The 26,229-nt window shown below is 37.3% G+C and carries 23 protein-coding genes; 21 read left to right on the top strand and 2 right to left on the bottom strand.

The window, feature by feature from the left end:
• From GM418_RS01560 to GM418_RS01585, 6 genes are all read left to right on the top strand, one after another.
• Window positions 1-315, top strand: a complete 315-nt coding sequence (locus GM418_RS01560) for an NAD(P) transhydrogenase subunit alpha part 2 (protein ID WP_158862495.1) — start codon at window positions 1-3, stop codon at window positions 313-315.
• 6 nt (window positions 316-321) lie between these two features.
• A complete protein-coding gene (locus GM418_RS01565) occupies window positions 322-1,761 on the top strand; it encodes an NAD(P)(+) transhydrogenase (Re/Si-specific) subunit beta (protein WP_246222804.1) in 1,440 nt (479 codons plus the stop codon).
• A gap of 100 nt (window positions 1,762-1,861) precedes the next feature.
• Window positions 1,862-2,854, top strand: coding sequence for a metallophosphoesterase family protein (locus tag GM418_RS01570; protein ID WP_158862496.1), 993 nt, complete (start codon window positions 1,862-1,864; stop codon window positions 2,852-2,854).
• A gap of 17 nt (window positions 2,855-2,871) precedes the next feature.
• Window positions 2,872-3,318 carry a hypothetical protein gene (locus GM418_RS01575; protein ID WP_158862497.1) on the top strand — a complete coding sequence of 149 codons (447 nt, stop codon included), beginning with the start codon at window positions 2,872-2,874 and terminating at the stop codon, window positions 3,316-3,318.
• Window position 3,319: 1 nt separating this feature from the next.
• Window positions 3,320-3,703, top strand: coding sequence for a VOC family protein (locus GM418_RS01580; protein WP_158862498.1), 384 nt, complete (start codon window positions 3,320-3,322; stop codon window positions 3,701-3,703).
• 157 nt (window positions 3,704-3,860) lie between these two features.
• Window positions 3,861-4,991, top strand: a complete 1,131-nt coding sequence (locus GM418_RS01585; protein ID WP_158862499.1) for a sensor histidine kinase — start codon at window positions 3,861-3,863, stop codon at window positions 4,989-4,991.
• A gap of 72 nt (window positions 4,992-5,063) precedes the next feature.
• On the opposite strand, the gene GM418_RS01590 is transcribed toward GM418_RS01585, so the two are convergent.
• Window positions 5,064-7,061 (bottom strand): DUF3078 domain-containing protein, encoded by a 1,998-nt coding sequence (locus GM418_RS01590; RefSeq protein ID WP_158862500.1) that lies wholly within the window; start codon window positions 7,059-7,061, stop codon window positions 5,064-5,066.
• A gap of 144 nt (window positions 7,062-7,205) precedes the next feature.
• Here GM418_RS01590 and GM418_RS01595 point away from each other — a divergent pair, with 144 nt between their 5' ends.
• A complete protein-coding gene (locus tag GM418_RS01595; RefSeq protein WP_158862501.1) occupies window positions 7,206-7,718 on the top strand; it encodes a DUF3124 domain-containing protein in 513 nt (170 codons plus the stop codon).
• On the opposite strand, the gene GM418_RS01600 is transcribed toward GM418_RS01595, so the two are convergent.
• Window positions 7,715-8,185 (bottom strand): CYTH domain-containing protein, encoded by a 471-nt coding sequence (locus GM418_RS01600; RefSeq protein ID WP_158862502.1) that lies wholly within the window; start codon window positions 8,183-8,185, stop codon window positions 7,715-7,717. The genes GM418_RS01595 and GM418_RS01600 overlap by 4 nt on opposite strands.
• Before the next feature lie 131 nt (window positions 8,186-8,316).
• Here GM418_RS01600 and GM418_RS01605 point away from each other — a divergent pair, with 131 nt between their 5' ends.
• The 14 genes from GM418_RS01605 to GM418_RS01670 all read left to right on the top strand — a co-directional run bounded on the left by GM418_RS01605 (window position 8,317) and on the right by GM418_RS01670 (window position 26,229).
• Window positions 8,317-8,916 (top strand): HD domain-containing protein, encoded by a 600-nt coding sequence (locus tag GM418_RS01605; RefSeq protein ID WP_217447681.1) that lies wholly within the window; start codon window positions 8,317-8,319, stop codon window positions 8,914-8,916.
• Between the two features lie 129 nt (window positions 8,917-9,045).
• Entirely contained in the window at window positions 9,046-9,639 is a 594-nt protein-coding gene (locus GM418_RS01610) for an RNA polymerase sigma-70 factor (protein WP_158862504.1), read from the top strand.
• 74 nt (window positions 9,640-9,713) lie between these two features.
• Complete coding sequence (locus tag GM418_RS01615; RefSeq protein WP_158862507.1) at window positions 9,714-10,694, top strand: FecR family protein; 981 nt, start codon at window positions 9,714-9,716, stop codon at window positions 10,692-10,694.
• A 138-nt stretch (window positions 10,695-10,832) separates the two neighbouring features.
• The gene (locus GM418_RS01620; protein ID WP_158862509.1) at window positions 10,833-14,282 is read left to right on the top strand and encodes a TonB-dependent receptor; all 3,450 of its coding nucleotides are present in this window, start codon (window positions 10,833-10,835) and stop codon (window positions 14,280-14,282) included.
• Window positions 14,283-14,312: 30 nt separating this feature from the next.
• The gene (locus GM418_RS01625) at window positions 14,313-16,247 is read left to right on the top strand and encodes a RagB/SusD family nutrient uptake outer membrane protein (protein WP_158862510.1); all 1,935 of its coding nucleotides are present in this window, start codon (window positions 14,313-14,315) and stop codon (window positions 16,245-16,247) included.
• 158 nt (window positions 16,248-16,405) lie between these two features.
• Window positions 16,406-17,593, top strand: coding sequence for an MFS transporter (locus tag GM418_RS01630; RefSeq protein WP_158862511.1), 1,188 nt, complete (start codon window positions 16,406-16,408; stop codon window positions 17,591-17,593).
• Window positions 17,594-17,983: 390 nt separating this feature from the next.
• Entirely contained in the window at window positions 17,984-19,657 is a 1,674-nt protein-coding gene (locus GM418_RS01635) for a peptidylprolyl isomerase (protein WP_158862512.1), read from the top strand.
• Window positions 19,658-19,711: 54 nt separating this feature from the next.
• Complete coding sequence (locus GM418_RS01640) at window positions 19,712-20,059, top strand: hypothetical protein (protein ID WP_158862513.1); 348 nt, start codon at window positions 19,712-19,714, stop codon at window positions 20,057-20,059.
• Between the two features lie 255 nt (window positions 20,060-20,314).
• Complete coding sequence (locus GM418_RS01645; RefSeq protein ID WP_158862514.1) at window positions 20,315-20,752, top strand: Hsp20/alpha crystallin family protein; 438 nt, start codon at window positions 20,315-20,317, stop codon at window positions 20,750-20,752.
• A 410-nt stretch (window positions 20,753-21,162) separates the two neighbouring features.
• Window positions 21,163-22,158 carry an AAA family ATPase gene (locus GM418_RS01650; RefSeq protein ID WP_158862515.1) on the top strand — a complete coding sequence of 332 codons (996 nt, stop codon included), beginning with the start codon at window positions 21,163-21,165 and terminating at the stop codon, window positions 22,156-22,158.
• A gap of 133 nt (window positions 22,159-22,291) precedes the next feature.
• Complete coding sequence (locus GM418_RS01655; RefSeq protein WP_158862516.1) at window positions 22,292-23,173, top strand: DUF58 domain-containing protein; 882 nt, start codon at window positions 22,292-22,294, stop codon at window positions 23,171-23,173.
• Window positions 23,174-23,177: 4 nt separating this feature from the next.
• Window positions 23,178-24,179, top strand: a complete 1,002-nt coding sequence (locus tag GM418_RS01660) for a BatD family protein (protein ID WP_158862517.1) — start codon at window positions 23,178-23,180, stop codon at window positions 24,177-24,179.
• A 6-nt stretch (window positions 24,180-24,185) separates the two neighbouring features.
• Complete coding sequence (locus GM418_RS01665) at window positions 24,186-25,181, top strand: vWA domain-containing protein (protein WP_158862518.1); 996 nt, start codon at window positions 24,186-24,188, stop codon at window positions 25,179-25,181.
• 10 nt (window positions 25,182-25,191) lie between these two features.
• Window positions 25,192-26,229, top strand: coding sequence for a vWA domain-containing protein (locus GM418_RS01670; RefSeq protein ID WP_246222805.1), 1,038 nt, complete (start codon window positions 25,192-25,194; stop codon window positions 26,227-26,229).

Genomic DNA, 26,229 nt, shown 5'->3' on the forward strand with positions numbered 1-26,229 from the left:
ATGGAACAAGTATTACAATTTTTCTTTGAATATAAAGAATCCATTTTTATCATTGCTTTATCCATTTTTCTGGGTATTGAAGTGATTTCCAATGTACCTGCGGTGTTACATACCCCGTTGATGTCGGGTGCCAATGCAATTAGCGGTGTAATTATTATCGGGGGAATTATTCTTGTTGGTCACGCCAATCTTTCCTCTTTCTCACTCGAACTGGTACTGGGTATTTTAGCTCTCATTTTTGGTACATTAAACGTAGTTGGTGGTTTTGCGGTTACCGACAGAATGCTTGAAATGTTTAAAAAGAAAAAAAAGTAGGAAATCATGGATAAAGTTTTAGGAACACTTAACGGAATGAGTTACACCGTTGGCGATACATTACTTGAATTAAGTTACCTGATTGCCGCGCTTTTGTTTGTTGTAGGTTTAAAACTACTCTCCCACCCTGAAACTGCCCGAAGGGGAAACCTGTGGGCAGCAGGAGGAATGGGATTAGCGATGATAACAACCTTATTGTTGCATAAAAATTCAAACGGAGAAGGAATTTCTCTTACAAACGTTTGGATTATACTTGCTGCCATTGGCATAGGTGCAGCAATTGGCTGGATAGTTGCCCGTAAAGTTAAAATGACAGCGATGCCGCAGCTGGTATCATTGTACAATGCTACCGGTGGCGGTGCATCCATGTTGGTAGCTTTACTGGAATACCCGGCTGCAATGGCAGGAGATGTACAATCGATTTTAGTAACCGTATTAGGACTAATTATTGGTGCCATTGCTTTCAGCGGTAGTTTAATTGCGTTTGGAAAACTCGATGGTCGTGTGGGAGATATTATGAAACCTTTCATGACCTATCTGAACCTTGTGCTTTTGGTAGCTACTTTAGGAACGGGGGCTTTTATCGTTGCTTCTCCAAATCCGCCGGCTGAAATGCTTTGGGCAATTTATACGCTTACCGCTCTGTCTCTTGTTTACGGAGTTATGTTTGTTATGCCGATTGGTGGTGCCGACATGCCGGTAGTTATTTCATTGTTGAACTCGTTTACAGGTATTGCCGCTGCGATGGCAGGTTTTATTTATAACAACGAAGCCATGATTTTGGGCGGTATCCTGGTTGGAGCAGCCGGTATGATTTTAACGGTTTTAATGTGTAAAGCAATGAACCGGTCGCTTATTAATGTTATTATTGGTGCTTTTGGTGGCGGAGGTGCAGCTTTAGACCGTGAACAGGGAACAATTAAAGAAATTACACTAAGCGACGCTGCTGTGCTTTTAAGCTACTCACAAAAAGTAGTTGTCATTCCGGGCTACGGTTTGGCAGTTGCCCAGGCTCAACATATTGCTCACGAATTAGACAATTTACTTGAAGGGAAAGGGGTTGAAGTAAAATATGCTATTCACCCGGTGGCCGGACGTATGCCAGGGCACATGAACGTGTTGCTTGCTGAAGCAGATGTTCCGTATGAAAAACTGGTTGAAATGGATGACATCAATCCGGATATGCCAAACGTCGATGTTGCCATTGTTGTAGGAGCAAACGACGTGGTTAACCCGGCGGCATACGACGATCCGAGCAGCCCGATTTACGGAATGCCAATTATCGATGCTCACCTTGCAAAAAATATCATCATCATGAAACGTGGAATGGGTAAAGGTTACGCAGGGATTGAAAACTTCCTCTTCTTTAACGACAAAACCCGCATGTTATTTGGCGATGCAAAAAGTTCAATCCAGAAATTGGTGAGTGAAATAAAAAGCATGTAACAACTTTTTAAATAAAGTCAGTGGAAAAGGTTTCAATTAAATTGAGACCTTTTTCTTTTTTACGCTATTTTTACCTTCAAACAAACAAGCTCTCAAAAAAATGAAAAGAAGAAACTTCTTAAAAGCAACAACTCTTGCAGGTTTGGTATTTACATTTCCGCAGGTTCTTTCAGCAAACAATCAAAAAGCAACAAAAGAAATACGAGATACTTTTTCGTTAACAGGAAATAAAGCTTCAATTTATACAAACTCAAATGTTAAGACCACGCGGATTTTTCATATTACCGATACGCATCTTTCGCTGGACGACGAGCGCGGAGGCACTTTTAAAGAATTCAGTAAAAGAATGGCCGGTGCCTATAAAAGTAACACGCAATTCGAAACCGGAGAGCAGGTAACAACAATCCAAAGTTTTGAGCAGACTTTGCAAAGAGCCAAAGAAGAAAAAGCAGATTTCCTGGCTTTAACCGGAGATATTTTTAGCTTTCCGTCGGAAGCGGCAATTGAATGGGTAAGTGAAAAATTGGAAAAAACAGGAATTCCTTACGGTTACATCGCCGGAAATCACGACTGGCACTATGAAGGGATGATAGGTAGTTCGAACGATTTACGAAAAACATGGACAGAAAAGCGTTTGAAACCGCTTTATCAGAAAAACAATCCACTGTTTGCAAGCTACGAACTTAACGGTCTTCAATTGATTTTTATTGACGATTCTACTTATGAAATAGAACCTGAGCAACTCATTTTTCTAAAAGAACAAATAAAAAGCGATAAGCCATTTTTATTGTTTCTGCATATTCCATTATACATTCCCGGAAGATCGATGGGATATGGCTGCGCAAATCCTGAATGGGGAGCAAAATCAGATAAAAACTATGAGTTGGAAAGACGTGATCAGTGGAGAAAAAGTGGACATACAGAAACAACATTCCATTTTTACAATGAAGTTTTTAATGCGCCAAATTTACTGGGCGTTTTTGCCGGCCACACACATCAACCAGCAATCGACATAAAAAATAATATTCCACAAGTAGTGTCCGGGCATAATGCAACCGGGTATTATACGAGTATTGAAATAAATCAGGCATAAAACGGGGAACACTTTTAATGAAAAAAGAAGAAATTATAAACGAAATTGTTCGTCAGTTAGACGACCGAATTTCGTTTCTGAAACAATCCATCCAAGCAGCAAAAGAATCGCGCGACAACGAAACAAAAAGCAGCGTTGGCGATAAATATGAAACCGGACGAGCCATGGTACAAATGGAATTGGAGAAAAACAGGGCACAGTTAGCCAAAACCGAGCATTTAAAAACAAGCCTGAATAAAATTGACCTTCACAAAAGGTATGAGAAAGTAGAATTTGGAAGTTTTGTTGAAACAAATCTTGGAAACTATTTCATTTCTGTAGCTTTTGGAAAAGTTGAAATAAATAACGTTCCTATATTTTCTATTTCTCTCAACTCCCCCGTAGGAAAAACGATAGAAGCAAAAACAACAGGCGAAAAAATTAATTTCCAGGGAAGACAAATTGAAATAAAATCGATTTCCTAAAATGAAAAATATTCGACTTGACCACGAATTGCCGGAAGCAACAGAAAGATGGGGCTGGAAATTTCATCACCTTGGAATTCCGACAGAAAAAAAGATGCCGGGAGAAAAATATTTGCCACAATTTAAATTTTATGTCTCCGGATTTCCTGAAAGTCCTTTTGGTATTGAATGGATGCGATTTGAAAAAAACAGCCCGGTTCATCCGCTTATTCAAAAAGTACCTCATCTTGCTTTTGAAGTTAAGAGTTTAGAACTGGAATTAAAAGCACACAATTTAAAAATAATTACACCTCCTTATCCTCCTTCCAACGGAATTAGAGTCGCAATGATCGAGTATCATGGAGCTCCTGTTGAACTCATCGAATTCAACAAAAATAACGGATAGAATATATGTAATGGTATTTCGACACAACGGTAATGATTTTGTGCAAACTTCAATGTCTAAATTCCATGTAAAAGAATCAAAAAACCATCAGTCAAAGAAAAAATAAAATTTGAATTTGATAAAAATCAGTCATAACTTACAAATTCAAATAATTTGAATGAGAATGATAAACCAGAGGAATGAGTTTCGACAGCTGGCGCCGGAACGTGTGAGTTACGAGGTATTAGAGGAACAATCGAAAATCTTTAGCGAAAATGAAATTTTAAATACACTTGCAGACTCGCTTTCACAAATGCTGGTGGTATTAAACCCGGAAAGACAAATTGTTTTTGCCAACAAACTTTTTTTACGTTTTCTCAGAAAAAAAGAATTAAAATCCGTTCTTGGTCAAAGGCCTGGTGAAGCAACCGAATGCATCTATTCCGATCTTGTAAAAGGAGGTTGCGGACATAGTGAATTCTGCAGAACCTGTGGGGCAGTAAATTCAATTCTAGAATCACAGGTCGGCAAACAGTCTGTAAAAGAGTGTAGTATTTTAAATAAAAAAAATGAAGCTCTTGATTTGCAGGTAACCTCAACTCCATACAAATATGCAGGTAACGAGTTTACCATTTTTGCCATTAACGATGTTAGCGATGAAAAAAGACGCCAAAATCTGGAACGTTTGTTTTTTCATGATGTTTTAAACAGCGCGGGCGGAATTTTAGATTTGACCAATCTTTTAAACGAAGTACAATCTCAGGATGAAATGACGGAAATCACTGAAATTCTTAAACGTGCAGCAGATAATATGGTTTACGAGATTTCGTCGCAACGCCAGTTGCTCGCTGCCGAGCGCGGTGAACTAAAGGTTTCAATTTCTGAGGCGGATGCCCTTTCTGTTTTTAATGGGCTTAAAAATAACTATGAACGACAAGGGATAGCCTCCGGTAAAAAAATTAGAATAAAAGAAGCACAGAAAAATTATATTTTAAAAACAGACTCCACACTATTACGGAGGATTTTGGGAAATATGTTAAAAAATGCCCTGGAAGCTTCATTACCAGGGGCCGAAATAGTACTTTCCTGTGCGAGCAAAAATAACAAAATTCAATTTTCAGTTCATAACGATAGTTTTATTGAACCGGAAATTCAACTTCAAATTTTTAAACGTTCCTTTTCAACCAAAGGCAAAGGCCGGGGATTAGGAACATACAGCATGAAACTTTTAGGTGAAAAGTATCTTGGTGGGCAGGTAAGTTTTAAAAGCACACAAAAAGATGGCACCACATTTTATTTAGAAGTTTAATTTCTTTTGGAGCTCTCAATATTTAGAGCAAACTATTCAAAGTGTCGTTAGATAACACTTGACTATCTCAAACTATTTTACTCGTTTTGTTCGCAAAACTTTATGATTTATTGCATACGAAAACCCTACTGAGATAAACTGTTTCAACTGAAGTCTGGGTTCTTCTCCTATTTTTTCGTCATTTTCGTCATAGATTGGAAACAGAACATCATCGTCATATATCATATGTATCATCACACGCATATTAATGTAATCGTTCAATTTCATCTTAACCAGATTCTCCCAGTTCACATCAAACTTCTGAAAAGGCTGCTGATAGTTGATAAACATTTTATACTTGGTTTCGTATGTAATGTCTTTTGTTATTTCCTTTTTAAATGTAACATCGGCATTTAAACCAGGCTCCCAAAAGCTTTTCCGGTCTTCGTCGATACTATATTTTGTCTGATCAATCAGTGAAGTATCTCTTACATAAACATTTTTCACGGTTAAAGGGGAAAGAAAAAGTGAAAACTCCTTATTCGGCTTGTAATCCAAACCTAATTTCAGGAAAGTTTTTGCGGGTGCCATAAAAGCAGAAATCGGATCCGGATAATCTGAGGTTGGATATTTATAGCCTCTGAAAAATTGCGTCTCGTAATTAAACTCAGCACTGTAATACCATTTTTTAAAAGCGCTTATACCAAACCTTGATGTAAGTTCAAACTTATCATCGTTTTTTTGCAATTCAGACTCGTCTCCTCCCGGGCGTAACCAACCATTTCTGATTTCAGCAGAATTTTCCCATTTTACTTTACCATCAGCCCGGGAATAATTTGCAGCACCTTTTAAAACAATCAGTAACGAAAGCGCACTCTGCCCCCCTTTCTTCCAGTTATTAAGATATGTTTGTGTAAAGCCGATGGTACCATCTCCGGTGAGTGTCCACGGAGTCTGAACTTCATATTGTTTTCCCACACCGGTTAATCCAGTTGAATGTCTGTTCAGCGATGAAAAATCAAAATCTTTGGTTTCTTTTGGTTTGAATCTGGAAAAAGTGACTCCATCGTCAATTGTCAACTGCAAAGTTCTCTTATCCAAATTCTTTACCAATAACCTCAACGAATCATTTTGTTCATTTTTGAGCCAGATACGTTGATAATATTTATCCAGGTTACTTAAGTTAATCTGATAGGGTTCATTATATAAATTTTGAATCTCAATCCTTGATGTATCAATGTAGTCTGCATACCGGGCTAGAACTTTAATAACCGTAAAAATAGAGTCATTTACAGCCTGCATTACCGAGTCATTGTAATTTTTAAGCACGGCATAGTTATTTAACTCAATCGAATCGACAAACTTTTCTTTTCCTCTATTATATTCTGCTTCAAAAAGCTCCTGCCGGTACCTGTTTAATACAGAGTCACGATATTGCGTTAAAATCGAGTCATTATATTCGAGTCTCTTTTGTTCAACGTAAGCAACCCTGATGCTATCCAACGCCATCAGCCTGTTAAAATTCGCCTCATTTTCAAGCATCGAATCCGGAATCACTTCGGGAATAACTAAATCGTCAGGCATCTTGTAAACAGAGTCATTAAACAATTTCATTCCTTCACCTGGCGGAACATACTTTACTTCTTTATTTATCCTTGCTAACCTTTCGGGTGTTAATTTTATTTCCCTGTTCTGAAATTCACTTTGCAGTTTGATGCCAAACATTTCGAGGTGTTGATCTACTTTGTTATGCGGATAATAACCAGGCACAGACAAGCTGTCATGAACATATTCCGGTAAACGAAAAACAAACCTTGCTGAAGAATCGTAAGTCAAGGTATCAATCGAAAATAAAACGGAATCAATTGGTTCATCTTCTACAAAATGAATCAATCCTTTTACATCTTTTTCCAGATTAGGATTTGATGTTTGCCAATATCCTTTTTCCACAAAATACTTTTTAAGAATATTGATTCCGTCATTGAGCAACTCAGCATCTTTATCACTTAAAGATTTTTGTGCAACTGAAACAGGTATGAAATATAGAAGGAAGATAACTAAAGAAATAACTTTTATCTTTTCCGAACGCATATAAAATTGTTTAAAAGCTTTTTTTCAAAACGCAAAAATAATATTTATGTTATTTTAAATTCAAATAAATTATGATGTTTATCTTAAATTTGAATAAATTCAATTTAGAATTGGCTAAAATAGGAACGATTAATACAAAATTTAATGCAACAAACTATCTTTTTTTTGATTTTGGTGTTTTTATTTTCCTGTAGCAATGAAAAAGAAAACAAAATTGGTGAATCGTTAAGCTGGTCAAAAAGGGAGATCTCACTTCCCCAAAATAATAGTCTGTCAACAGGCCGTTCATATTTATCCGTTTATTCAGACATCTATGACCTTACCGACGAGACCAAACACCTGCTTACATCTACGGTAAGTATAAGAAACACCAGCGTTAACGATTCGATTTTTGTAACAAAGGCCGATTATTTTAACACCCACGGAAAACTAATCCGCTCATATGTGGATTCGCCTGTATATCTGACTCCCATGGAAACGGTTGAGATTGTCATTCACAGAAGAGACAATCTGGGAGGGAGCGGTGCAAACTTTATTTTTGAATGGGCTGTAAAAAACCCAAAATACGAACCTCTGTTTGAAGCTGTTATGATATGGACCACCGGCAATCAGGGAATCTCATTTACAACAAAAGGAAAAAATTACCCAAACAATTAGATTTCATTTTCCCATGTAGAAAATGGTTTTGAAGATAAGTAGGAGTTATAATAACGTATATTTCCCGAAACTTCTTTTTCAATCCATGCCGGAACATCGATTTTTTGCTTTTCACTCACTAACTCAACTTCGGCAAGAATTAATCCTTTATTTGCCCCCTCAAAAACATCAATCTCCCAAACCAGACCACCAATCGTTTCTTTATATCTGGTCTTTTCCACCAGGTAATCCAAACACATTCCAAGTATTATTTTGCCTTGCTCCAAAGGAATTTCATATTCTAATTCTGTTCGCGTTATCCCGTTTGTCTTCCCTTTTATAGTTAAAAACGACTTTTCACCAACAACACGTACCCTCACTGTTCGTTCCGGATCTACTGAGAGATAACCCTGTACGAGTTTCTGGCCGTTCCCCCCGGGCCTCCACACTTTTGCTGCGACAAGAAATTTTCGTTCAATCTCAACCATAGTTACAATTTTTAGCCATAAAAATAATATGGTTTTAACGAAAAGAAATATTTGCTCTTGTTAAAATTATTTAAGTAATTTTGAAACGGTTCATTGATTCGAATAGAGTGGCGATGTGCAAATTAAAGCAGTTGAAAAGAAAAGCGGTCGCCGAACTAAAAATTGAAAACAATAAAATGATATCGAGAGCGGAGGCAATTCAATTACTGGAGGAAAATATTTCTGCTGAAAATATGTGGAAACATTGTTTGGCGTCAGAAGCAGTTTTAAGGGCAATGGCAAAAAAACTAAATCGAAATGTTGATGAATGGGGTATTGCTGGCCTATTACATGATATTGATGTTGAAATAACAAAAGCCGATCCGTATACGCATGGACCATACGCGGAAAAAATTCTAAAAGGAAAAATAAGCGATGAAATGTTGGATGCGATTGTTATGCACAACGAGGTAGCTACCGGTAAAGAAAGAACTACCGAATTTCAACATGCCCTGGCTGCCGGCGAAACAATTACTGGTTTAGTTACTGCAACAACGCTGGTTTACCCTGATAAAAAAATTGCGGGGGTTAAACCTAAATCGGTTACAAAAAGAATGAAACAAAAAGCTTTCGCCGCTTCTGTCAAACGTGAAAATATCTTGGAATGTGAAAAAATTGGCATCCCCCTCAACGAATTTGCTGAACTTGCCGTAAACGCGATGAAAGATATCAGCAGTGAGCTGGGATTGTAACAATGATATTCATTACTCATTGAAATTTTTGATATTTTTTTTAAAATTTTCAATAAGTTTACTACTTTTACAAACGAGTATTTTTTACTTTTATACACATAAGCAATGCCAGACTTAAACTAAAGCTTGATGATAAACGATCTGAAAAATAAATCGTTAATAGCTTCCGGAGATCAAAAAAAATTCAGACAATTAATGGAGCTGACTTCTGACGATCTTTTGATATTTGCAATAGGCTTTTTAAGAGATAAAGAAACCGCTGAAGAAATAGTCAGTGATGTTTTTGTGAAAATATGGAACAACAGAAAAGATCTGTTAAAGGTAAAAAATATCAAATCGTACCTTTTTATTAGTGTAAAAAACGGTTGTTTATCTCACCTGAGAAAATCATCAAAAAATAAAAATATTATTTCTATTGACGAATTTGAAGATTTCAGGTTTCTTCCCGTAGAAGGGCCTTTGGAAGATAATTTAATAGAGGAAGAAACGGTAAATTTAATTTATAACGCCATTGAGAAACTCCCCCCAAAATGTAAACTTGCATTTACTCTTGCAAAGGTAAACGGACTGAAATATAAAGAAATTGCTGAGATAATGAATGTTTCTGAAAAAACAGTAAACAATCATTTGGTGAATGCTGTCAACAAAATTTCGGGAATACTTTCCGTAACCCAAAAGTCGAATGAAAAACCGGTTTCCATGAACCGGGCAAGTCTTTTTTAAAAAATCAGAAAAATTATAACTTATTGTTTAGGTACATTTTTGAATCATTGCGTCTTTAAGCATAGATGAGAAAAATGACGAACCGAGATAAACTATACGAACTAATTGTAAAAGACCTGACCTCTGAAATTTCAGAGGAAGAAAAAATACTTTTCGAAAAAAGTCTCATTTCCAACGAGGAGCAAGAACAAAATTACAATATAATCAAATGTTTCTGGTCATCTTATTTCCCAACCGTTGAGAAAAACAATATAATAGAAAAAACAGAAAAAAAGTTGGGTTTAACATATCATCAAAATCCTAAATCCCACAATGGATTTAAATTTAGAATTGCTGCAACCTTTCTTTTAATTTTATCGTTAGGCGTAATAGGACTTTACTATTTTATTTCAAATCAAAATACCTTAGAAATTGTTGAATATAAAACCGGTCCTGATGAAGTAAAAGAATTTGTTTTGTCCGATGGAACACAAGTTTGGCTTAATTCTTCTTCTGCTCTTTTAACTGTTGAACCGTTTAAGGGAGATTACAGGGAAGTTAGGCTAATTGGAGAAGGATACTTTGAAGTAGCACATAACCCACGGAAACCATTTCTTGTTAAAACTCCAGGCTTAACGACGAAAGTTCTGGGAACAAACTTTAATCTTATTTCGTTTCCCAAAGAGGCTGAACAAGAGCTCTCTCTATATGAAGGGAAAGTAGAATTAATAGATGATTATAATACAAAAAATAATGTAGTGCTAAATCCCGGGGAACAGGCCTATTTTAATAAAAAAAGAAGCCAGTTTCTTATAAAGAAAACAGAACTGGGACAACCTGCTGCCTGGCGTAAAGGAATACTTAGTTTCTATGATGAACAATTAAAACACATTGTATTGACTTTGGAAAGAAGGTACCAGACCAGGATAATAATTAAAGATGAAAAAATTGGCAAACTGCGTTTTACTGCAAATTTCGAGGGAGAGTCATTGTTTAAGATACTTCAATTGCTTAACGAAGCACACGAATTTGTATTTTATGAAACAGATAACGGAATAATTATAGAATCATTATAACTTATGTTTAAAATAATAAAAAAGACCATTATGGTAACTTAAACCAATTATATCAAAAAGGGAGGAGATTTGGTCAGTTTCCTTCCTTTTGAAAGTGTGAAATTATTTTTTTGTTTAACAAACTAAACCATTAATTTTATGGAACATAGCGTTAAAAAAACGCCTTCCGTGTTCTTCGGATGGCTAAAAACACTTCGCCATGGAGCTGCATTATTAATAATGCTCATGGTGATTGCATCTAACGTTCAGGCAAGTGCTTATTCTGAGTCGGTAAAATTCGACTTAAACATGAAGAAAGTCAGCCTGAAAGAAGTTTTTCAAACTATCACAAATCAAAGTGAGTTTAAATTCATTTACAATAACGATGTTGTAAATGACAATCAAAAGGTATCAGTTACTTCAAGAGATGCCCGTGTTGAAGAAATTCTGGATGAAATACTTCCGGAACACAACCTGGAATACAAAGTAATTGATCGCCAGGTTATTGTATTTCCGGCTGAAGGAAAGACAAACACAGAATCAAATTCAGTAACTCCTGCCAATGCACAACAAAAATCCATCTCAGGTAGGGTTGTGGATGAAAACGGAGCTCCGCTTCCGGGAGTTACAGTTGTGGTTAAGGGGACAACCGTTGGTGTAGTGACCGACATCGACGGAAACTACAATTTAACTGTACCTGCTGACGCCAACGTACTTTCTTTTTCATTTGTAGGGATGAAAACACAGGAAATGACTATTGGCAACCAAACAACCATTAACATTACTTTAGAAGCCGAAACTATCGGTTTGGACGAAGTTATTGCAGTAGGTTACGCTTCTCAGAAAAAGGCGAACGTTGTTGGTTCAGTTGCTTCGGTTAGCGGCGAAAAAATTACCGCAATCCCGGCAGCCAATGTTAGTAATGCATTATCAGGACGTGTATCTGGTACTACATTTATACAAGGCAGTGGAGAACCAGGTGGGAATGATGCCAGAATTTTTGTACGTGGTCGTAGCAGTTTAGGTGATCCTGATGACGATACCCGGGATAGAGAATTATCTTCACCTTTGGTAGTAATTGACGGTATTCCCGGACGTTCTATGAGCGATATTGACCCGGTGGACATTGAAAGTGTTTCAATTCTGAAAGATGCCTCTGCAGCTATTTACGGTGCACAGGCTGCAAACGGTGTTATCCTTGTAACGACAAAAAAAGGAGAAGCAGGTAAACCAAGGATGAGCTACCAGTTCTACCAGGGATTTTTAACACCAACAATTCTTCCAAAAGTAACCAGTGCAGGTGACTATGCCACAATGTTGAGTGAATACCAGGACTATGAAGGAAAACCAAGGACATACTCTGATGAAGATATAGCGTTGTATTACAGCGGAAGAGACCCGTGGGAACACCCCAACAGCGACTGGGAAGGTGACTTGATTTCCAAATGGACTACCACAAGTAAACAAAACTTTAGTATTGATGGTGGAAGTAACGGTATGTATTACTTTGTTTCTTTTGGTTACAAAAATGAAGAAGCAATTTACAAACAGGAATCAACCAATTATAAACAGTATAACCTGCGTGCAAAACTGGAAATTCCTATTACAGACTGGTTAAAAACAAACATTGATTATGCCGGATTTTTGGATAACAAATTGTACCCAACAAAAAGTGCCAGTGCGATTTATGGTCAGTCAACCCGTTTGTTACCAACCCAGTGGGATAAATGGCCCAACGGCTTACCAGGACCTGACATTGAATACGGTGACAACCCAATTGTAACGTCTACCTTTGAAGGTGGTTACGATGATCAAAAGCAGTATAAGAATCAAACAACATTTAAGGCAACCATAACCCCGCCATTTGTTAAAGGATTAACTCTTCAGGGAATGTATTCCTTTGATGTTAATAACGAATACTGGAAAAGATTCCGTAAACCATGGATTCTATACTTCCCTCCTGAAGATCTGGATGTGGCAACAAGGGATTCTGAAGGTTTTATAATCGATATGCCATTAACACCCAAGGAACGAGGCTACTCCGCTCCGGAACTTGAAGAGCGCTATATGCGTACCATCAACCAGTTGACAAACTTTAGTTTTAACTATGCACGTGAATTTGGCGACCATTCGTTAGGTATATTTGGTTCATATGAACAATACACCAGTGATTGGAACAGGCTTGTTGGATTCCGTAAATATTATATTTCGGATGTTGTACAAACACTTAGCGCCGGCGCTGATAAAGACAAGGATGCGTGGGGTGGCATGACCATATATGCGCGTAAATCGTTGATTGGTCGTTTGAACTACAGCTACAAGGGGAAATACCTGTTGGAAGCCATTTTCCGTCGTGACGGTTCGTTGAAATTCCCACCGGACAGTCGTTGGGGTAACTTCCCTGGTCTTATGTTGGGTTGGAGAGCTTCCGAAGAAAATTTCTGGAAAGCAAACCTCGCTTTTATCAACTACTTTAAGCTTAGGGCATCTTATGGGAAAATGGGTATGGACCCGGGAAGTGCATTCCAGTACATGAATAAATATACACTTTCAACCGGTGCGACATTAGGAACAGGTAAAGTGGTTGAAACTGTTGTTCAACAAGATGGTGTTGCCAACCCGAATATTACCTGGGAAAAACAAACCACCTATAATCTTGGTTTTGATTCACAATTATTGAATAATATGTTCTCATTAAATGCTGACATATTCTTAAACAAACGTACTGATATTCTGGCTCCTAGAGACGCTTCCGTACCTGAATTTACAGGATTGGCATTACCTGATGAAAATATTGCAGAAGTTAAAAACCGGGGTTTTGAAATCGAAGCCGGTTATAACAAGGACATAACGAATGATCTTCATTTGATTGTTGCAGGAAATATTAGTTACAACCACAATGAAGTGGTATTTATGGATGAGCCTGAAAGAGCTGTACCATGGCAACAACGCACCGGACATCCTTATGGTGCCGAACTTTTATTCAATGCCATTGGTATTTTTGCCGACCAGGCTGCTGTAGATGCATACCCACACTGGTCAGGTGCTAGACCGGGTGATGTTATTTTTGAAGACGTAAGTGGTGACGGTGAAATAACCAATGACGACAGGATTTTACTAGACAAAACGGATGCACCTGAACTTTTCTACGGTCTTAGCTTCGATGTTACATATAAAAACTGGAACCTTACTGTTTTAGCGCAGGGACAAGGAACTTACTATCGTATGAATATTGCTGACGGACGTCGTGGAGAAGCTGGTAATTACTTCCAGTGGAGTTTCGACGGAAGATGGACACCGGAGAATACCAATGCCAGCGTTGCAAGAGCATATAACCGCGATGACCTGTACTGGTCATTTGATAACCATAATAGTACTTACCATTGGGATAATATGGCATACTGCAGGTTGAAAAACGTAGTACTTACCTACACCATCCCAAGCAGTGTATTTGGAAATACAGGTATTGACAGAGCAAGTATCTTTTTCTCAGGAAATAACCTTGCCCTGCTGTATTCTGCACAGAGAAACTTTGACCCGGAAATTGGAGCTCCGATGACTTATCCTGCCGTAAAAACGTTCGCTATTGGTGCAAGAGTTACATTTTAATGATTTAACGAATTTTGAAAAATGAAGAATATGAAAAAAATATTAGGATATTCAATGATGATGTTGGCGCTTATTTTTGCAACAACATCATGCGACGATGTTCTCGACCAAAAAGCGGTTGATGCTTTTAATGAGGAGTCTGTTTTCGAGGATATCAATCTTACAAAGGCATACCTAGGTAAATGTTATGATAATATAGGAATCGATGGTAGCCAAATGCTAGGACTGCGAGAGGATCTGCTTGCAGGTGCTACTGATGAACTTTTGTGTATCCATCGTCCGGGAAGCTATCCTATTGTAAAGGGAAGAATGAGTCCCGATGAATTGGGACACTTTGGAAGCTGGCGTTTTAGATGGACTACCTGGCCATTGTACGGCAACATTAAAAATGTAAACGTTTTATTAGCAAATATTGATAATGTTCCAACAGAAACAGCTGACGAAGAAGAACATCTTTCTAACTTCAAAGGTGAAGCCTATTTTATCAGGGCTTTTAATTATGCCAACCTGATGCGTTCGTATGGTGGCGTGGTTTTGGTCGACCAACCCTTTGAACTCGATCAGGACTTCCTGTCCTACACCAGGTCATCCATTGATGAAACACTGGCATTTATTCTGGCCGACTGCGATAAAGCTATTGCAGGATGTCCCAGCCCAGGTGACAAATTTTATGAGCAGGGAAGAGCTACTAAGGCAGCTGCTGCCGCTTTAAAATCAAGAATTTTAAGTTGGAGCACAGGTATCCTTATGAATGGCGGATATCAGCCGTCAAACGAATTGGTATCGTTCCAATCAGGTTCACTTTCACAGCGTTTGCAGGATGCCAAAGCTGCTGCAAAAGCTATTATGGATGGAACGTATGGCGATTATTCTTTACACGGTTCTACCGATGATCCTCCTGCGAATATGACTGAGGAAGATGTGATGGCATATGCCGATAATTTCTATAGCATCTTTGATCAAACCGGAGAATGGAACAGCGAATCTATCTGGGGAATACAATACGTACAGGCTCAGGGAAACAGAACCCAGCAAAACAAATGGTGGGGTCCGAACGGATACCACAACTGGGGTAATAATGGTCCAACAGAACCTACAGTACGTAAGTTTGAGATGGCTGATGGTACACCATTCGTATGGGATAAATACAATCCTGGAAATAATAATTTCAGGGAAGCAACTGCTGCAGAATTGGCTGCCGATCCTGAAATGAATCCATACGTAGGCCGTGAGCCCCGTTTCTATGCAACCGTATTTCATGACGGTTCACCATGGCAAGCTCGTGCTGAAACCAATAATAAAATTCAAACCGGTTACTATCTACATACAACACCCGATGGTTTTATGGGATTGGATCAGTCAGCATTTAGTGCAAAAGTAGATGCATTTGTAAATGCGGCTTCAGGCAACCAAACTGCCGGTACTGATACACGTCAGGCGCTGGTTGAAGCGTGGAACGGAACCAAAAACGGTTACTATATCAAGAAATACACCGATCCTAATATTATCGGACAGTTTTTTGATAACAATAATGCCTGGATTGAACTGCGTTATGCTGAAGTACTTTTGGACTATGCAGAAGCATGTATTGAATTAGGTGGTTCTGATTTACAACCTGGTTTGGATGCGCTGAACATGGTTCGTAATCGTGCCGGATTGCCTGACAGGGTAACTACCGATCAGGATCAGGCAAGAGAATGGCTACGTCACGAACGTCAGATTGAATTCTACGGTGAAGGTGATCGTTTTTACATGATGCGTAAATGGATGATTGCCGGTGATGTTATTGAAAATGTAAGCCCGATGAATATCTATCATTTTGATGATGGCTCAACAATTTGGAACTATGACCAATCAGCCACCGCAGATGAAAGATCATGGATTGATGCAAACTATTGGTTGCCTATTTCTAGAACAGAAGTTAACAAAGCTCCGCAATTGCAGCAAAACCCCGGATATAACTAGATAATAGTTAAGTTTGGTTAGTTTCAATAAAAGACCGACTCTTGTCAGAGTCGGTCTTTTTTAAACCATTCCCAACAAAAGATAACCTGCAAAAACAACCTGAGCGACGAACTGAAAAAACTATAAATACCTAAATCCAACATTTAAATACCTGATATATGACACGAATAAAACTTTCGTCGATGATGTTCTTGCAGTATATGATGTATGCTGTCTGGTGGGTTCCCTTAGCCGCCTATTTAACCAACCTGGGGGTAGGAAGTACCGAAAAAGCACTCATCTTAAGTTCAATGGCACTCGGCTGTATTCTTTCTCCTGTAATTGGCATGGTTGCCGACCGTTTTTTTGCCGGGCAAAAGGTCTTAGCCGGCCTTAACATCATCAATGCAATAATGCTCTTCCTTGCCGGAACCACAAATAATTCCGACCTGCTGTTTGTTTATCTTCTGATTGCCATGTTTGGTTACATGCCCACATGGGGACTGACAAGCTCAATATCAATGGCTCATTTGTCGTCAGAAGAATTTCCAAAAGTTCGCGTATTTGGTTCTATCGGATGGGTAGCGTCAGGTATATTTAGTATCATTTTTATCAAATTTTTTAACATCAATTTTGACGGAACAAATATTCCGTTTTATTGTGGTGCCGGAGTTAGTTTATTGGCTGCTGTTACTAATTTCACTTTACCTAACACACCTCCTCAGGCAAAAAAAGAAAAAATATCATTTATCGAGATCTTTGGGTTGAGAACATTAAAAATGATGAGGGATCGAAACTTTGCTATTTTTATTATTTTCTCATTCATTTCCATGATCCCTTTCGCCATGTATTATTCCTTCTTCTCTGAATTTCTGTTACACATTAATACAAAATATATTTCAGTAACCATGAATTGGGGAATTCTGGCAGAAATGGGATTTCTATTATTGGTCTCACCCGCAATCAAAAAACTGGGACTACGAAAAGTGATGATTTTGGGATTGGTTGCCCTCACCATTCGTTACCTGGCATTTTATGCCGGGGGTGTAATCAGCCAAAGCTGGATGTATTATATTGGAATATTGATTCACGGACTAATTTTTGGTTTTTTCTATGTTGGCGGACAAATTTACATCGACAAAAAAGCACCGGCAGAGTTAAAGTCGCAGGCTCAGGGATTTATATTCCTTGTTACTTTTGGAGTCGGATTGCTGGCGGGTAATTTTATTTGTGCGCACATTATTGATTTTTTCAGAGTTGAAGGCGCAACAAACTGGAATGGCATTTGGGGAGTTACCACTTTACTTTCGGTAAGTACATTACTTCTTTTTGTATTATTATTCAAAAACAACATCAGCAAAAAGTAAAATGAATGCTGCCAGCTCCTTTAATCCCTTTTATACATGTATTAAAAAGGATTGATTGATGCCTGCGCATAAAATAAAAAATTGTTGTGGATACACAATTTAATGATTTGAGTAAGCGAAAATATTGCAAATATTTTTGTAATAAATTTCTCATTACAAACTAAAAATTTATTACACAAAATAATTGATAAACAACAGAATACAGGATATGAAAATAACATAGATTATCTATTGCAAATTACATTCTTTCTTTTATCTTTATAAAGTAAAACCGTAAATAAACCTAAACCATTATGATCACCGAACCATAACATAAAACTTATTCAGACTCCTTTCAATTTCATTTAAGAATTTTTAATCACCCATTTTCATTTAACATTCTAAACTCACATGCATAACCAAAATTTAGTCCAAGCAAATATTCTGTCGTTCCAATTATTTTACACCTCTTTGTGTGTTGTTTTAATAGGATTTTCATGTAAACCCTACATTCAAAATGATATCGTTAATGATGAAATCGTACTTCAAATAGACTCATTTAAAATAACAAAATACGAATTTGAAAAAAATAAAAAACGTGCAATCGAAAGTAAAACGTTTGGAAACACTAATAACTGGAGCGAACAATATGTCAATAATGCCTATTTCCTGGCTGATGCCTATAGCGAAAAGTATGATACGATTTCAGCAATCAACAAAAAAGTAAACTATGCAGCACGAACAATGCTGGGGCAATATAAAGGATACTTATGGAATAAGGTTGAGGAGCCTAAACTCGTCTTTACAAAAAAGGAAATTAAAAACATTCATAAAAAACAAAACAAAACATTTGAACTTGAGTATTTTATTTTTCCTGATTCTGATTCCTTTTTCTCAATTTTCGAAAATGATATCAACATCAAAACAAAAGCTGACTTTCTCAAAGTAGTCGAAAAGTGCAAAACAAGTACAATCAAACATAAACACATTCAACTGCTTTATCCTTTTGACGAACTCGAACCTGTTAAAAACATTATATATTCTTTAGACGATGAAGAAGCAGCCAAAATTTCACTTGACGATAATAAAATACTGGTTGTTTATTTGAAAAAGAAATCAGAAAGGAAACAAAAGGATTTTAAAAGAGAAGAAGAAGCGATAAAACTTAGGTATACACATCTAAAGGAAAAACAAATTGTTAACAACAAAAGAGATTTTATTTACAGCAAAGCTGATATCAACATCAACAAAAAAGTCAAGGACGAATTATTCAGGAAAATCAAAGAGTCATCGCGTGCTGAAGAAAATACATTTTTTTCATCCGATACAATATTGACATACAACCAAAACAATGAAACAAAAGCTCTTTTAGTTTCTGATTTTTTCGATTATTATTACAACAACCCTCTTACTCCGATTATTACAAATAATGCTACCCTGGAGGAAACTCTCAAACAGATAGTACTGGAGAAATACCTTTATTTCGAGTGTGTCAATTTGGGCATCACAAATTCAAAAGAGTTCCTTTTAGACAAAAAAAATTATAAGAATAGTCTTGTTCTGGGAAAATATATAGAAGACAATTTTCTCTCAGAAGAAGTTCATCAAAAAGAATTATCTGAATACTACAATAACAACAAAAATAATTTTACGACGTGTCGAAAATGCTCGGTCTGCATTTTAACTTTTAAAAACACAAATTCTGCTATATCACACGTATTTCAACTCGATAAAATTGCTACCCAGGGAGGGATTAAAAACCAATCTGATACAATATTGATGAATTTGGATTCGTATCAAAAGGAAGTTGCTATCGACATATCCGACAAAAAATATTCAACAGAAATTATAGAAAAACTATTTACAGCAGATTTAAACAAACGAATTGGACCAATAGAATTCAATAATAAAGCTATTGTGCTTGTCAAAACAAACGAGTTTGGTAAAGAAATTTTGCCTTTTGAAATCGCAAGAAAAAAAATAAAAAAGCAATTAGTGACAGCCAAAATGGAAAGATTAAAAACAAACAGACTAAACACACTAAGAAACAGATATGCTATAACAATTAATACTATCAAACAATAATAGAAGAGAGCTATTCTTATTTTTATTTTAAACAACAAATTAAAACAAATACTTATGAAAAAAATAATTTTTATTATTTCAGTTTTTACCATTTTTTTAATGGTTTCTAAGCAAAGTTCTGCATATGGTGGATGGGTTGAATGCTGGGAGTCAGCGGGAGATCCATACCAAGTAACTGCAACTTACACTGCATCAGGTACAGTACACTATAGTTTATTTGTTGACCATGGTGCAGCGGGTATTGTCGCCTCTGGCCAAGCTGATTCTATAGTCGATACAGACGGCTCAACTACGATAATTGAAGCCTTCTATAATGTTCCCTGGGGGGAAAATAACGTAACTCTTGTAGCCTGCCACTTAAACCTACCAACAGGTTATGCCAAAGTAACAGCCTGGTGGTAATATAGCAAAAGAACTCTCTTCTATTTTACTCCTGCTAACATAACCGCTTTTTCTCTGAAAATCTGTCAGTGTAAAAAATCCTGATAGATTGTATTTTCCTTACGCCAAACACAACACAACCTGACAACCAGACACTTGAAATAAAAAAAATGACAGTTTTTTGGCTCTGGTATTTTTTTTGATTTAGAAAAAGCGAAACTAAAAAATAACGTTCATTAAATTGTTTAACCATTAAAAGAACAGGAGGAATAAGTCATGTTAGCAAAAAGATCTGAAAATTATTTTCCATCTATCTTTGACCGTTTTTTTAACAACGATTTGATGGATTGGAATCTTACAAATTATTCAAGCACCAACACATCGTTGCCGGCTGTAAATGTCAGAGAAACTGAAGATGAATTTAGCATCGAAGTTGCGGCACCGGGAATGACAAAAACAGATTTTAACATTAGTTTTCATAACAATGTGTTAACAGTATCTTCAGAAAAAAAAGATGAGAAAAAAGAAAAAAAGGAAAATTATTCCCGAAGGGAATTTTCTTACCAGTCATTCCAGCGCTCTTTTACAGTTGCTGACAACGCAGTTGACAGCGATAAGATTTCGGCGAAATATGCCGAAGGTATTTTGACTATTACTCTTCCAAAACGTGAAGAAGTAAAGCCAAAACCACTTAAAGAAATTAAAATATCATAAGAAGCTAACTTATCACCCGGTGTATTGCCGGGTGATTTTTTTATACCCCTGGGTGGCTTATACAATTTAAAACAAACTGTTTTTCAATTCTTTGATAAAAAAATGTTAAAGACCGGGTTTAGGGAGAGAGAAAAAATATATTTGACCGTTTTAATGACTAATTTTCCGGTGAAAGGAATAAAACATCTGATGAATTTTCGGTAAAGATTTACTTAATATATTTTAACAAAATATAAGGCTTTTTATCTTTGCAAACATTTAAATTCGTGCTTCGAATTTTGGAACACAAAATTTTAAAAGAAAAGAGAGTCAATCAAGCAGTTGATTATTTTTCTTTTTTTTAATCCAGAATTCAGAACTTAAGTTTGAGTAAACGAATAAAATAGTAAAAACATAACAGTACAAATAATATGGATCAGGCAGTTGATATTAAGGAATTAAACGAAAGAATTCAAAAAGAAAGTTCATTTGTCGACATGGTAACGATGGAAATGAACAAAGTTATTATTGGTCAGAAACATTTGGTAGAAAGCCTTTTAATCGGATTGTTATCCAACGGGCACATTCTTTTGGAAGGTGTTCCGGGACTGGCAAAAACACTGGCAATAAAATCGCTGGCTCAAACCATCAGCGCAAAATATTCGCGCATTCAGTTTACACCCGATTTACTTCCGGCTGACTTGCTCGGTACAATGATTTACAGCCAGAAAAAGGAAGAATTCACTATAAAAAAAGGACCGATTTTCGCCAACTTTATTTTAGCTGACGAGATAAACCGTGCACCGGCAAAAGTTCAGTCTGCATTATTGGAAGCAATGCAGGAACGCCAGGTTACCATTGGTGAAAATACTTTTAAACTGGATGAACCATTTTTGGTTATGGCAACGCAAAACCCTATAGAACAGGAAGGTACTTATCCCCTGCCCGAGGCACAGGTTGACCGTTTTATGCTGAAAGTAGTTATCAACTACCCAAAAAAAGAAGAGGAAAAACAAATTATCAATCAAAACCTTTTAAAACAATTTCCTGAAACTTCAACAATATTAAAACCCGAAGATATTATCAAAGCCCGTGGGGTAGTAAAAGATGTCTATATGGATGAAAAAATTCAGAAATATATTGTTGACATCGTTTTTGCGACTCGTGAGCCTGTTGAGTACAAACTGGAAAAATATGCAGATATGATTTCTTACGGCGCTTCGCCAAGGGCCGGAATTAGCCTGGCACAGGCGGCAAAAGCATTTGCTTTTATCAAGCGCCGTGGCTATGTAATTCCTGAAGATGTGCGTGCCGTGTGTCCTGATGTATTGCGTCACAGAATAGGGCTAAGTTACGAAGCAGAGGCAAACAACATCACATCAGAAGAAATTATTACGGATATTCTGAATGTAATAGAGGTACCATAAAAAAAGCCCCCTCTGACTCCCTGCATCGGGGAGTACAAGAGAAAAAACAATTCAAAAATGAATTACTTGAATAAAATATTTGTTTTTAACTTTTCCCTTTTAGGGGAAATTCCGAAGAGAAAGGGGGCCTCTTATGGAAGCAACTGAATTATTAAAAAAGGTAAGGCAGATTGAAATTAAAACACGGGGTTTATCGCGAAATATTTTTGCAGGTGAATACCACAGTGCTTTTAAAGGGCGGGGAATGGCATTTTCGGAAGTACGTGAATACCAGTTTGGCGACGATATCCGTAACATCGACTGGAATGTTACGGCTCGTTACAACCATCCGTATGTAAAAATCTTTGAAGAAGAAAGAGAGTTAACCGTAATGCTGCTTATCGACGTAAGCGGTTCGCGTGAATTTGGTTCAGCTGAAAAACTGAAAAAAAACATCATCACTGAGATATCTGCGATACTTTCCTTCTCTGCAATTCAGAACAATGATAAAATAGGAGTAATTTTCTTTTCAAATACGATAGAAAAATTTATTCCTCCGAAAAAAGGAAAAAGTCACATTTTGCGCATCATACGTGAGTTGATTGATTTTCAACCACAGGAGAGAGGAACCGATATAACGGGTGCAATCCGTTATTTAACCAATGCCATAAAAAAACGTTGTACTGCATTTGTTATTTCTGATTTTATGGATGATAATCCGGATTTAGACATGGCGCTTTCAATTGCCAACAACAAACATGATGTTGTGGCTTTAAAAGTTTACGATGACAGGGAAAAAGAATTACCGTCTATTGGAATGATTAAATTAAAGGATGCAGAAACCGGGCAATATGTTTGGGTTGACAGTAGTTCCAAAAGAATCAGAAAAACCTATTCCGATTGGTGGAACAAACATGTTGCGCGACTCGATGCGCTGTTTAAAAAATGCGGTATCGATTATGCCCGGATAGACACCAACGAAGATTATGTAAAATCTTTAATGACCCTTTTTAAAAAGAGGGCTTTAAAACAATAAGTAAATGAAGTTGAGAATAAAAATATTATTCTTTTTTATGCTCCTGATTTTTATTTCGGGGCTTACAAACGCACAACAAATTAAGGCAACTGCCAGCCTCGATTCGGCTAACATTCTGATCGGTGACCAGGTAAAACTTTTTCTCGAAATCGATCATCCCAAAAATGTAAAAGTCGAATTTCCGCAGCTACCCGATACGATTCAAAGTTTGATTGAAGTACTGGAGCGATCAAAAGTGGACACTTTTGAAATGGACAGCGAGGAGTTGATGAAGCAGATTCAATCTTATACCATAACAAGTTTCGATAGTGGAAGTTACCGTATTCCCCCCTACTGGTTTACTTTTGAAATGGACGGCCTGGTTGATTCTGTTCCAAGCAATGGTGTAACACTAAATGTATATAGCATGACTGTAGACACCACTAAAGGGCCGACTGACATAAAAATGCCATACGGCGCGCCTTTATCTTTAAAGGAAGTTATTCCCTATATTTTGGGTGTAATTTTAATTGGGGCAATTATTTTTCTGGTTTTATATTCCATCAAAAGAAAAAAGAAAAACAAACCCATTTTTACACGGCCTCAAAAACCCAAAGAGCCAGCGCACGTAGTCGCTCTTCGGGAACTTGACCGGATAAAAAATGAAAAGCTCTGGCAAAAAGATAAAACCAAACAGTATTACAGCGAAGTAACTGATACATTGCGCGAATACATTGAAGACCGGTTTGAAATTTCTGCAATGGAACAAACCACCGATGAAATACTTACCAGCTTCAGAAACCGAAAAGGTTTGTTGGGAGAAAAATCGTTTAATAATCTTAGCCAAATATTATCACTGGCCGATTTGGTAAAATTTGCAAAATACAAGCCGCTTCCCGATGATGATAATATGACATTGGTTAATTCCTACTTTTTCATAAACGACACAAAAAAGGAGGAGCCTAAAAAAGAAGCGGAAGAGAATAAGGAAGACGAAGAGAATGTTGAAGAAGTTGATATAAAATAAGAGAGGATGTTTGAAGGACTAACATTTAAAAACCCGGAATTTTTTTATTTGGCGTTGGTGATAATACCAATGGCTGCCTGGTACATTTTCAGGCAGAAAAGAAATACGGCGAGTATTCAGATTTCGTCGACAGCCTCTGTTTTTAGGGCGCCGAGAACCATAAAACATTACCTGCGGCATCTTGTTTTTCTGTTACAGATTATTGCCATCTCTTTTTTTACGGTAGTTTTGGCACGTCCGCAATCGTCAAGCAACTGGGAAAATGTAACAACTGAAGGTATCGATATTGTTATTGCGCTCGATATATCAAGTAGTATGCTCGCCCGCGACTTTACTCCCGACCGTTTGGAAGCAGCCAAAAATGTGGCTATGGAGTTTATATCCGGAAGAGAGTATGACCGCATGGGTCTGGTCGTTTTTGCAGGAGAAGCATTTACTCAGTGTCCGTTAACCACTGATCGGGCAGTCTTGTTAAATCTGTTTAAAGATCTTCAAAGTGGAATGATTGAAGATGGAACTGCAATTGGAAACGGACTGGCAACTTCTGTGGCCCGGTTAAAAGACAGCGAAGCCATTAGCCGGGTTGTGATTCTTCTTACCGATGGAGAAAACAACAGTGGCGAAATTGCTCCGGTAACAGCAGCGGAAATTGCAAAAACCTATGGAATACGCGTCTATACCGTAGGAGTCGGTTCAATCGGAACAGCCCCCTACCCTGTTCAAACACCCTACGGAATACAACTTCGCGATATGGAAGTAAAAATTGACGAAGAAACGTTACAGGAAATTTCGACCATTACCGATGGAAAATATTTTAGGGCAACCAGCAATAATAAACTGGAAGAGATTTACAAAGAAATCGACGCACTTGAGAAATCAAAAATTGAAGTACGCGAATTCAGCCGGAAGTCAGAGGAGTTTCTGCCGTTTGCTGCGGCGGGATTACTTTCTTTGATTTTAAGTCTTATTTTGCGAACAACTGTATTTAGAAGTATCCCATAAAATGGAAAGCATGGAAATGTTCAGATTTGGAAATATGGAGTATTTGTGGGGATTGTTAATCATTCCTTTATTGGCCGTCATTTTTATCTGGTCGAGAATTGCCCGGAAAAAAGCCCTGAAACGTTTTGGGGAACAACAAATATTAAAACAATTGATGCCTTTTTCTTCAAAAGGAAGACCTGTTTTTAAGTTTTTGGTATTGATGCTGGCTTTAGCATTTATTATTACAGGAATGGCGCGCCCGCAATTTGGGTCCAAGCTTAAGAAAGTTAAACGAGAGGGAATTGAACTCATTATTGCTTTGGATGTTTCAAACAGCATGATGGCAGAAGATATTCAACCCAATCGTCTGGAACGGGCCAAAAGAGCCATTTCCAGATTAATAGACCGGTTGAACGACGATAAAATTGGTTTAATTGTGTTTGCCGGTGATGCTTACACGCAACTCCCCATTACCAGTGACTATAATTCAGCCAAGCTGTTTTTGAACTCTGTCAGTACAGAAATTGTACCCAAACAGGGAACTGCAATTGGTGCGGCTATTAACCTGGCTGCAAACTCGTTTACTCCCAGCTCGGAAGCAAACAAAGCAATTGTAATTATTACCGATGGTGAAAACCACGAAGATGACGCTGTTTCTGCAGCAAAAGACGCCGTTGACAAAGGAATAATTGTACATACTATCGGGATGGGACTTCCGCAAGGTTCGCCAATTCCGGTAACACGAAGCGGCCAGAAAGATTATATGAAAGACAGGGATGGCAAAGTTGTTGTAACAAAATTGAACGAACAGATTCTGGAACAAATCTCTGCTTCCGGCAACGGAATATATGTGAGGGCCAACAACGCGCAGGTAGGATTAAATGCTCTGTTCGACGAAATAAATAAAATGGAAAAAGAAGAAATGGAATCCAGGGTTTATTCGGAATACAACGACCAATTCCAGTATTTCTTTGCCGTTGCACTATTTTTGATATTGTTTGAATTTATTATTCTGGAAAGAAAAAATAAATATTTGAAAAGCATACGATTGTTTTCAATAAAGTGA

This window comes from Maribellus comscasis (genome assembly GCF_009762775.1).
Lineage (GTDB): Bacteria > Bacteroidota > Bacteroidia > Bacteroidales > Prolixibacteraceae > Draconibacterium > Draconibacterium comscasis.

Excerpts from the sequence above, each read along its gene's own strand:
- GM418_RS01560 (WP_158862495.1), top strand. The coding sequence starts at position 1 with ATGGAACAAGTATTACAATTTTTCTTTGAATATAAAGAATCCATTTTT.
- GM418_RS01565 (WP_246222804.1), top strand. The coding sequence starts at position 322 with ATGGATAAAGTTTTAGGAACACTTAACGGAATGAGTTACACCGTTGGC.
- GM418_RS01570 (WP_158862496.1), top strand. The coding sequence starts at position 1,862 with ATGAAAAGAAGAAACTTCTTAAAAGCAACAACTCTTGCAGGTTTGGTA.
- GM418_RS01575 (WP_158862497.1), top strand. The coding sequence starts at position 2,872 with ATGAAAAAAGAAGAAATTATAAACGAAATTGTTCGTCAGTTAGACGAC.
- GM418_RS01580 (WP_158862498.1), top strand. The coding sequence starts at position 3,320 with ATGAAAAATATTCGACTTGACCACGAATTGCCGGAAGCAACAGAAAGA.
- GM418_RS01585 (WP_158862499.1), top strand. The coding sequence starts at position 3,861 with ATGAGAATGATAAACCAGAGGAATGAGTTTCGACAGCTGGCGCCGGAA.
- GM418_RS01590 (WP_158862500.1), bottom strand. The coding sequence starts at position 7,061 with ATGCGTTCGGAAAAGATAAAAGTTATTTCTTTAGTTATCTTCCTTCTA.
- GM418_RS01595 (WP_158862501.1), top strand. The coding sequence starts at position 7,206 with ATGCAACAAACTATCTTTTTTTTGATTTTGGTGTTTTTATTTTCCTGT.
- GM418_RS01600 (WP_158862502.1), bottom strand. The coding sequence starts at position 8,185 with ATGGTTGAGATTGAACGAAAATTTCTTGTCGCAGCAAAAGTGTGGAGG.
- GM418_RS01610 (WP_158862504.1), top strand. The coding sequence starts at position 9,046 with ATGATAAACGATCTGAAAAATAAATCGTTAATAGCTTCCGGAGATCAA.
- GM418_RS01615 (WP_158862507.1), top strand. The coding sequence starts at position 9,714 with ATGACGAACCGAGATAAACTATACGAACTAATTGTAAAAGACCTGACC.
- GM418_RS01620 (WP_158862509.1), top strand. The coding sequence starts at position 10,833 with ATGGAACATAGCGTTAAAAAAACGCCTTCCGTGTTCTTCGGATGGCTA.
- GM418_RS01625 (WP_158862510.1), top strand. The coding sequence starts at position 14,313 with ATGAAAAAAATATTAGGATATTCAATGATGATGTTGGCGCTTATTTTT.
- GM418_RS01630 (WP_158862511.1), top strand. The coding sequence starts at position 16,406 with ATGACACGAATAAAACTTTCGTCGATGATGTTCTTGCAGTATATGATG.
- GM418_RS01635 (WP_158862512.1), top strand. The coding sequence starts at position 17,984 with ATGCATAACCAAAATTTAGTCCAAGCAAATATTCTGTCGTTCCAATTA.
- GM418_RS01640 (WP_158862513.1), top strand. The coding sequence starts at position 19,712 with ATGAAAAAAATAATTTTTATTATTTCAGTTTTTACCATTTTTTTAATG.
- GM418_RS01645 (WP_158862514.1), top strand. The coding sequence starts at position 20,315 with ATGTTAGCAAAAAGATCTGAAAATTATTTTCCATCTATCTTTGACCGT.
- GM418_RS01650 (WP_158862515.1), top strand. The coding sequence starts at position 21,163 with ATGGATCAGGCAGTTGATATTAAGGAATTAAACGAAAGAATTCAAAAA.
- GM418_RS01655 (WP_158862516.1), top strand. The coding sequence starts at position 22,292 with ATGGAAGCAACTGAATTATTAAAAAAGGTAAGGCAGATTGAAATTAAA.
- GM418_RS01660 (WP_158862517.1), top strand. The coding sequence starts at position 23,178 with ATGAAGTTGAGAATAAAAATATTATTCTTTTTTATGCTCCTGATTTTT.
- GM418_RS01665 (WP_158862518.1), top strand. The coding sequence starts at position 24,186 with ATGTTTGAAGGACTAACATTTAAAAACCCGGAATTTTTTTATTTGGCG.
- GM418_RS01670 (WP_246222805.1), top strand. The coding sequence starts at position 25,192 with ATGGAAATGTTCAGATTTGGAAATATGGAGTATTTGTGGGGATTGTTA.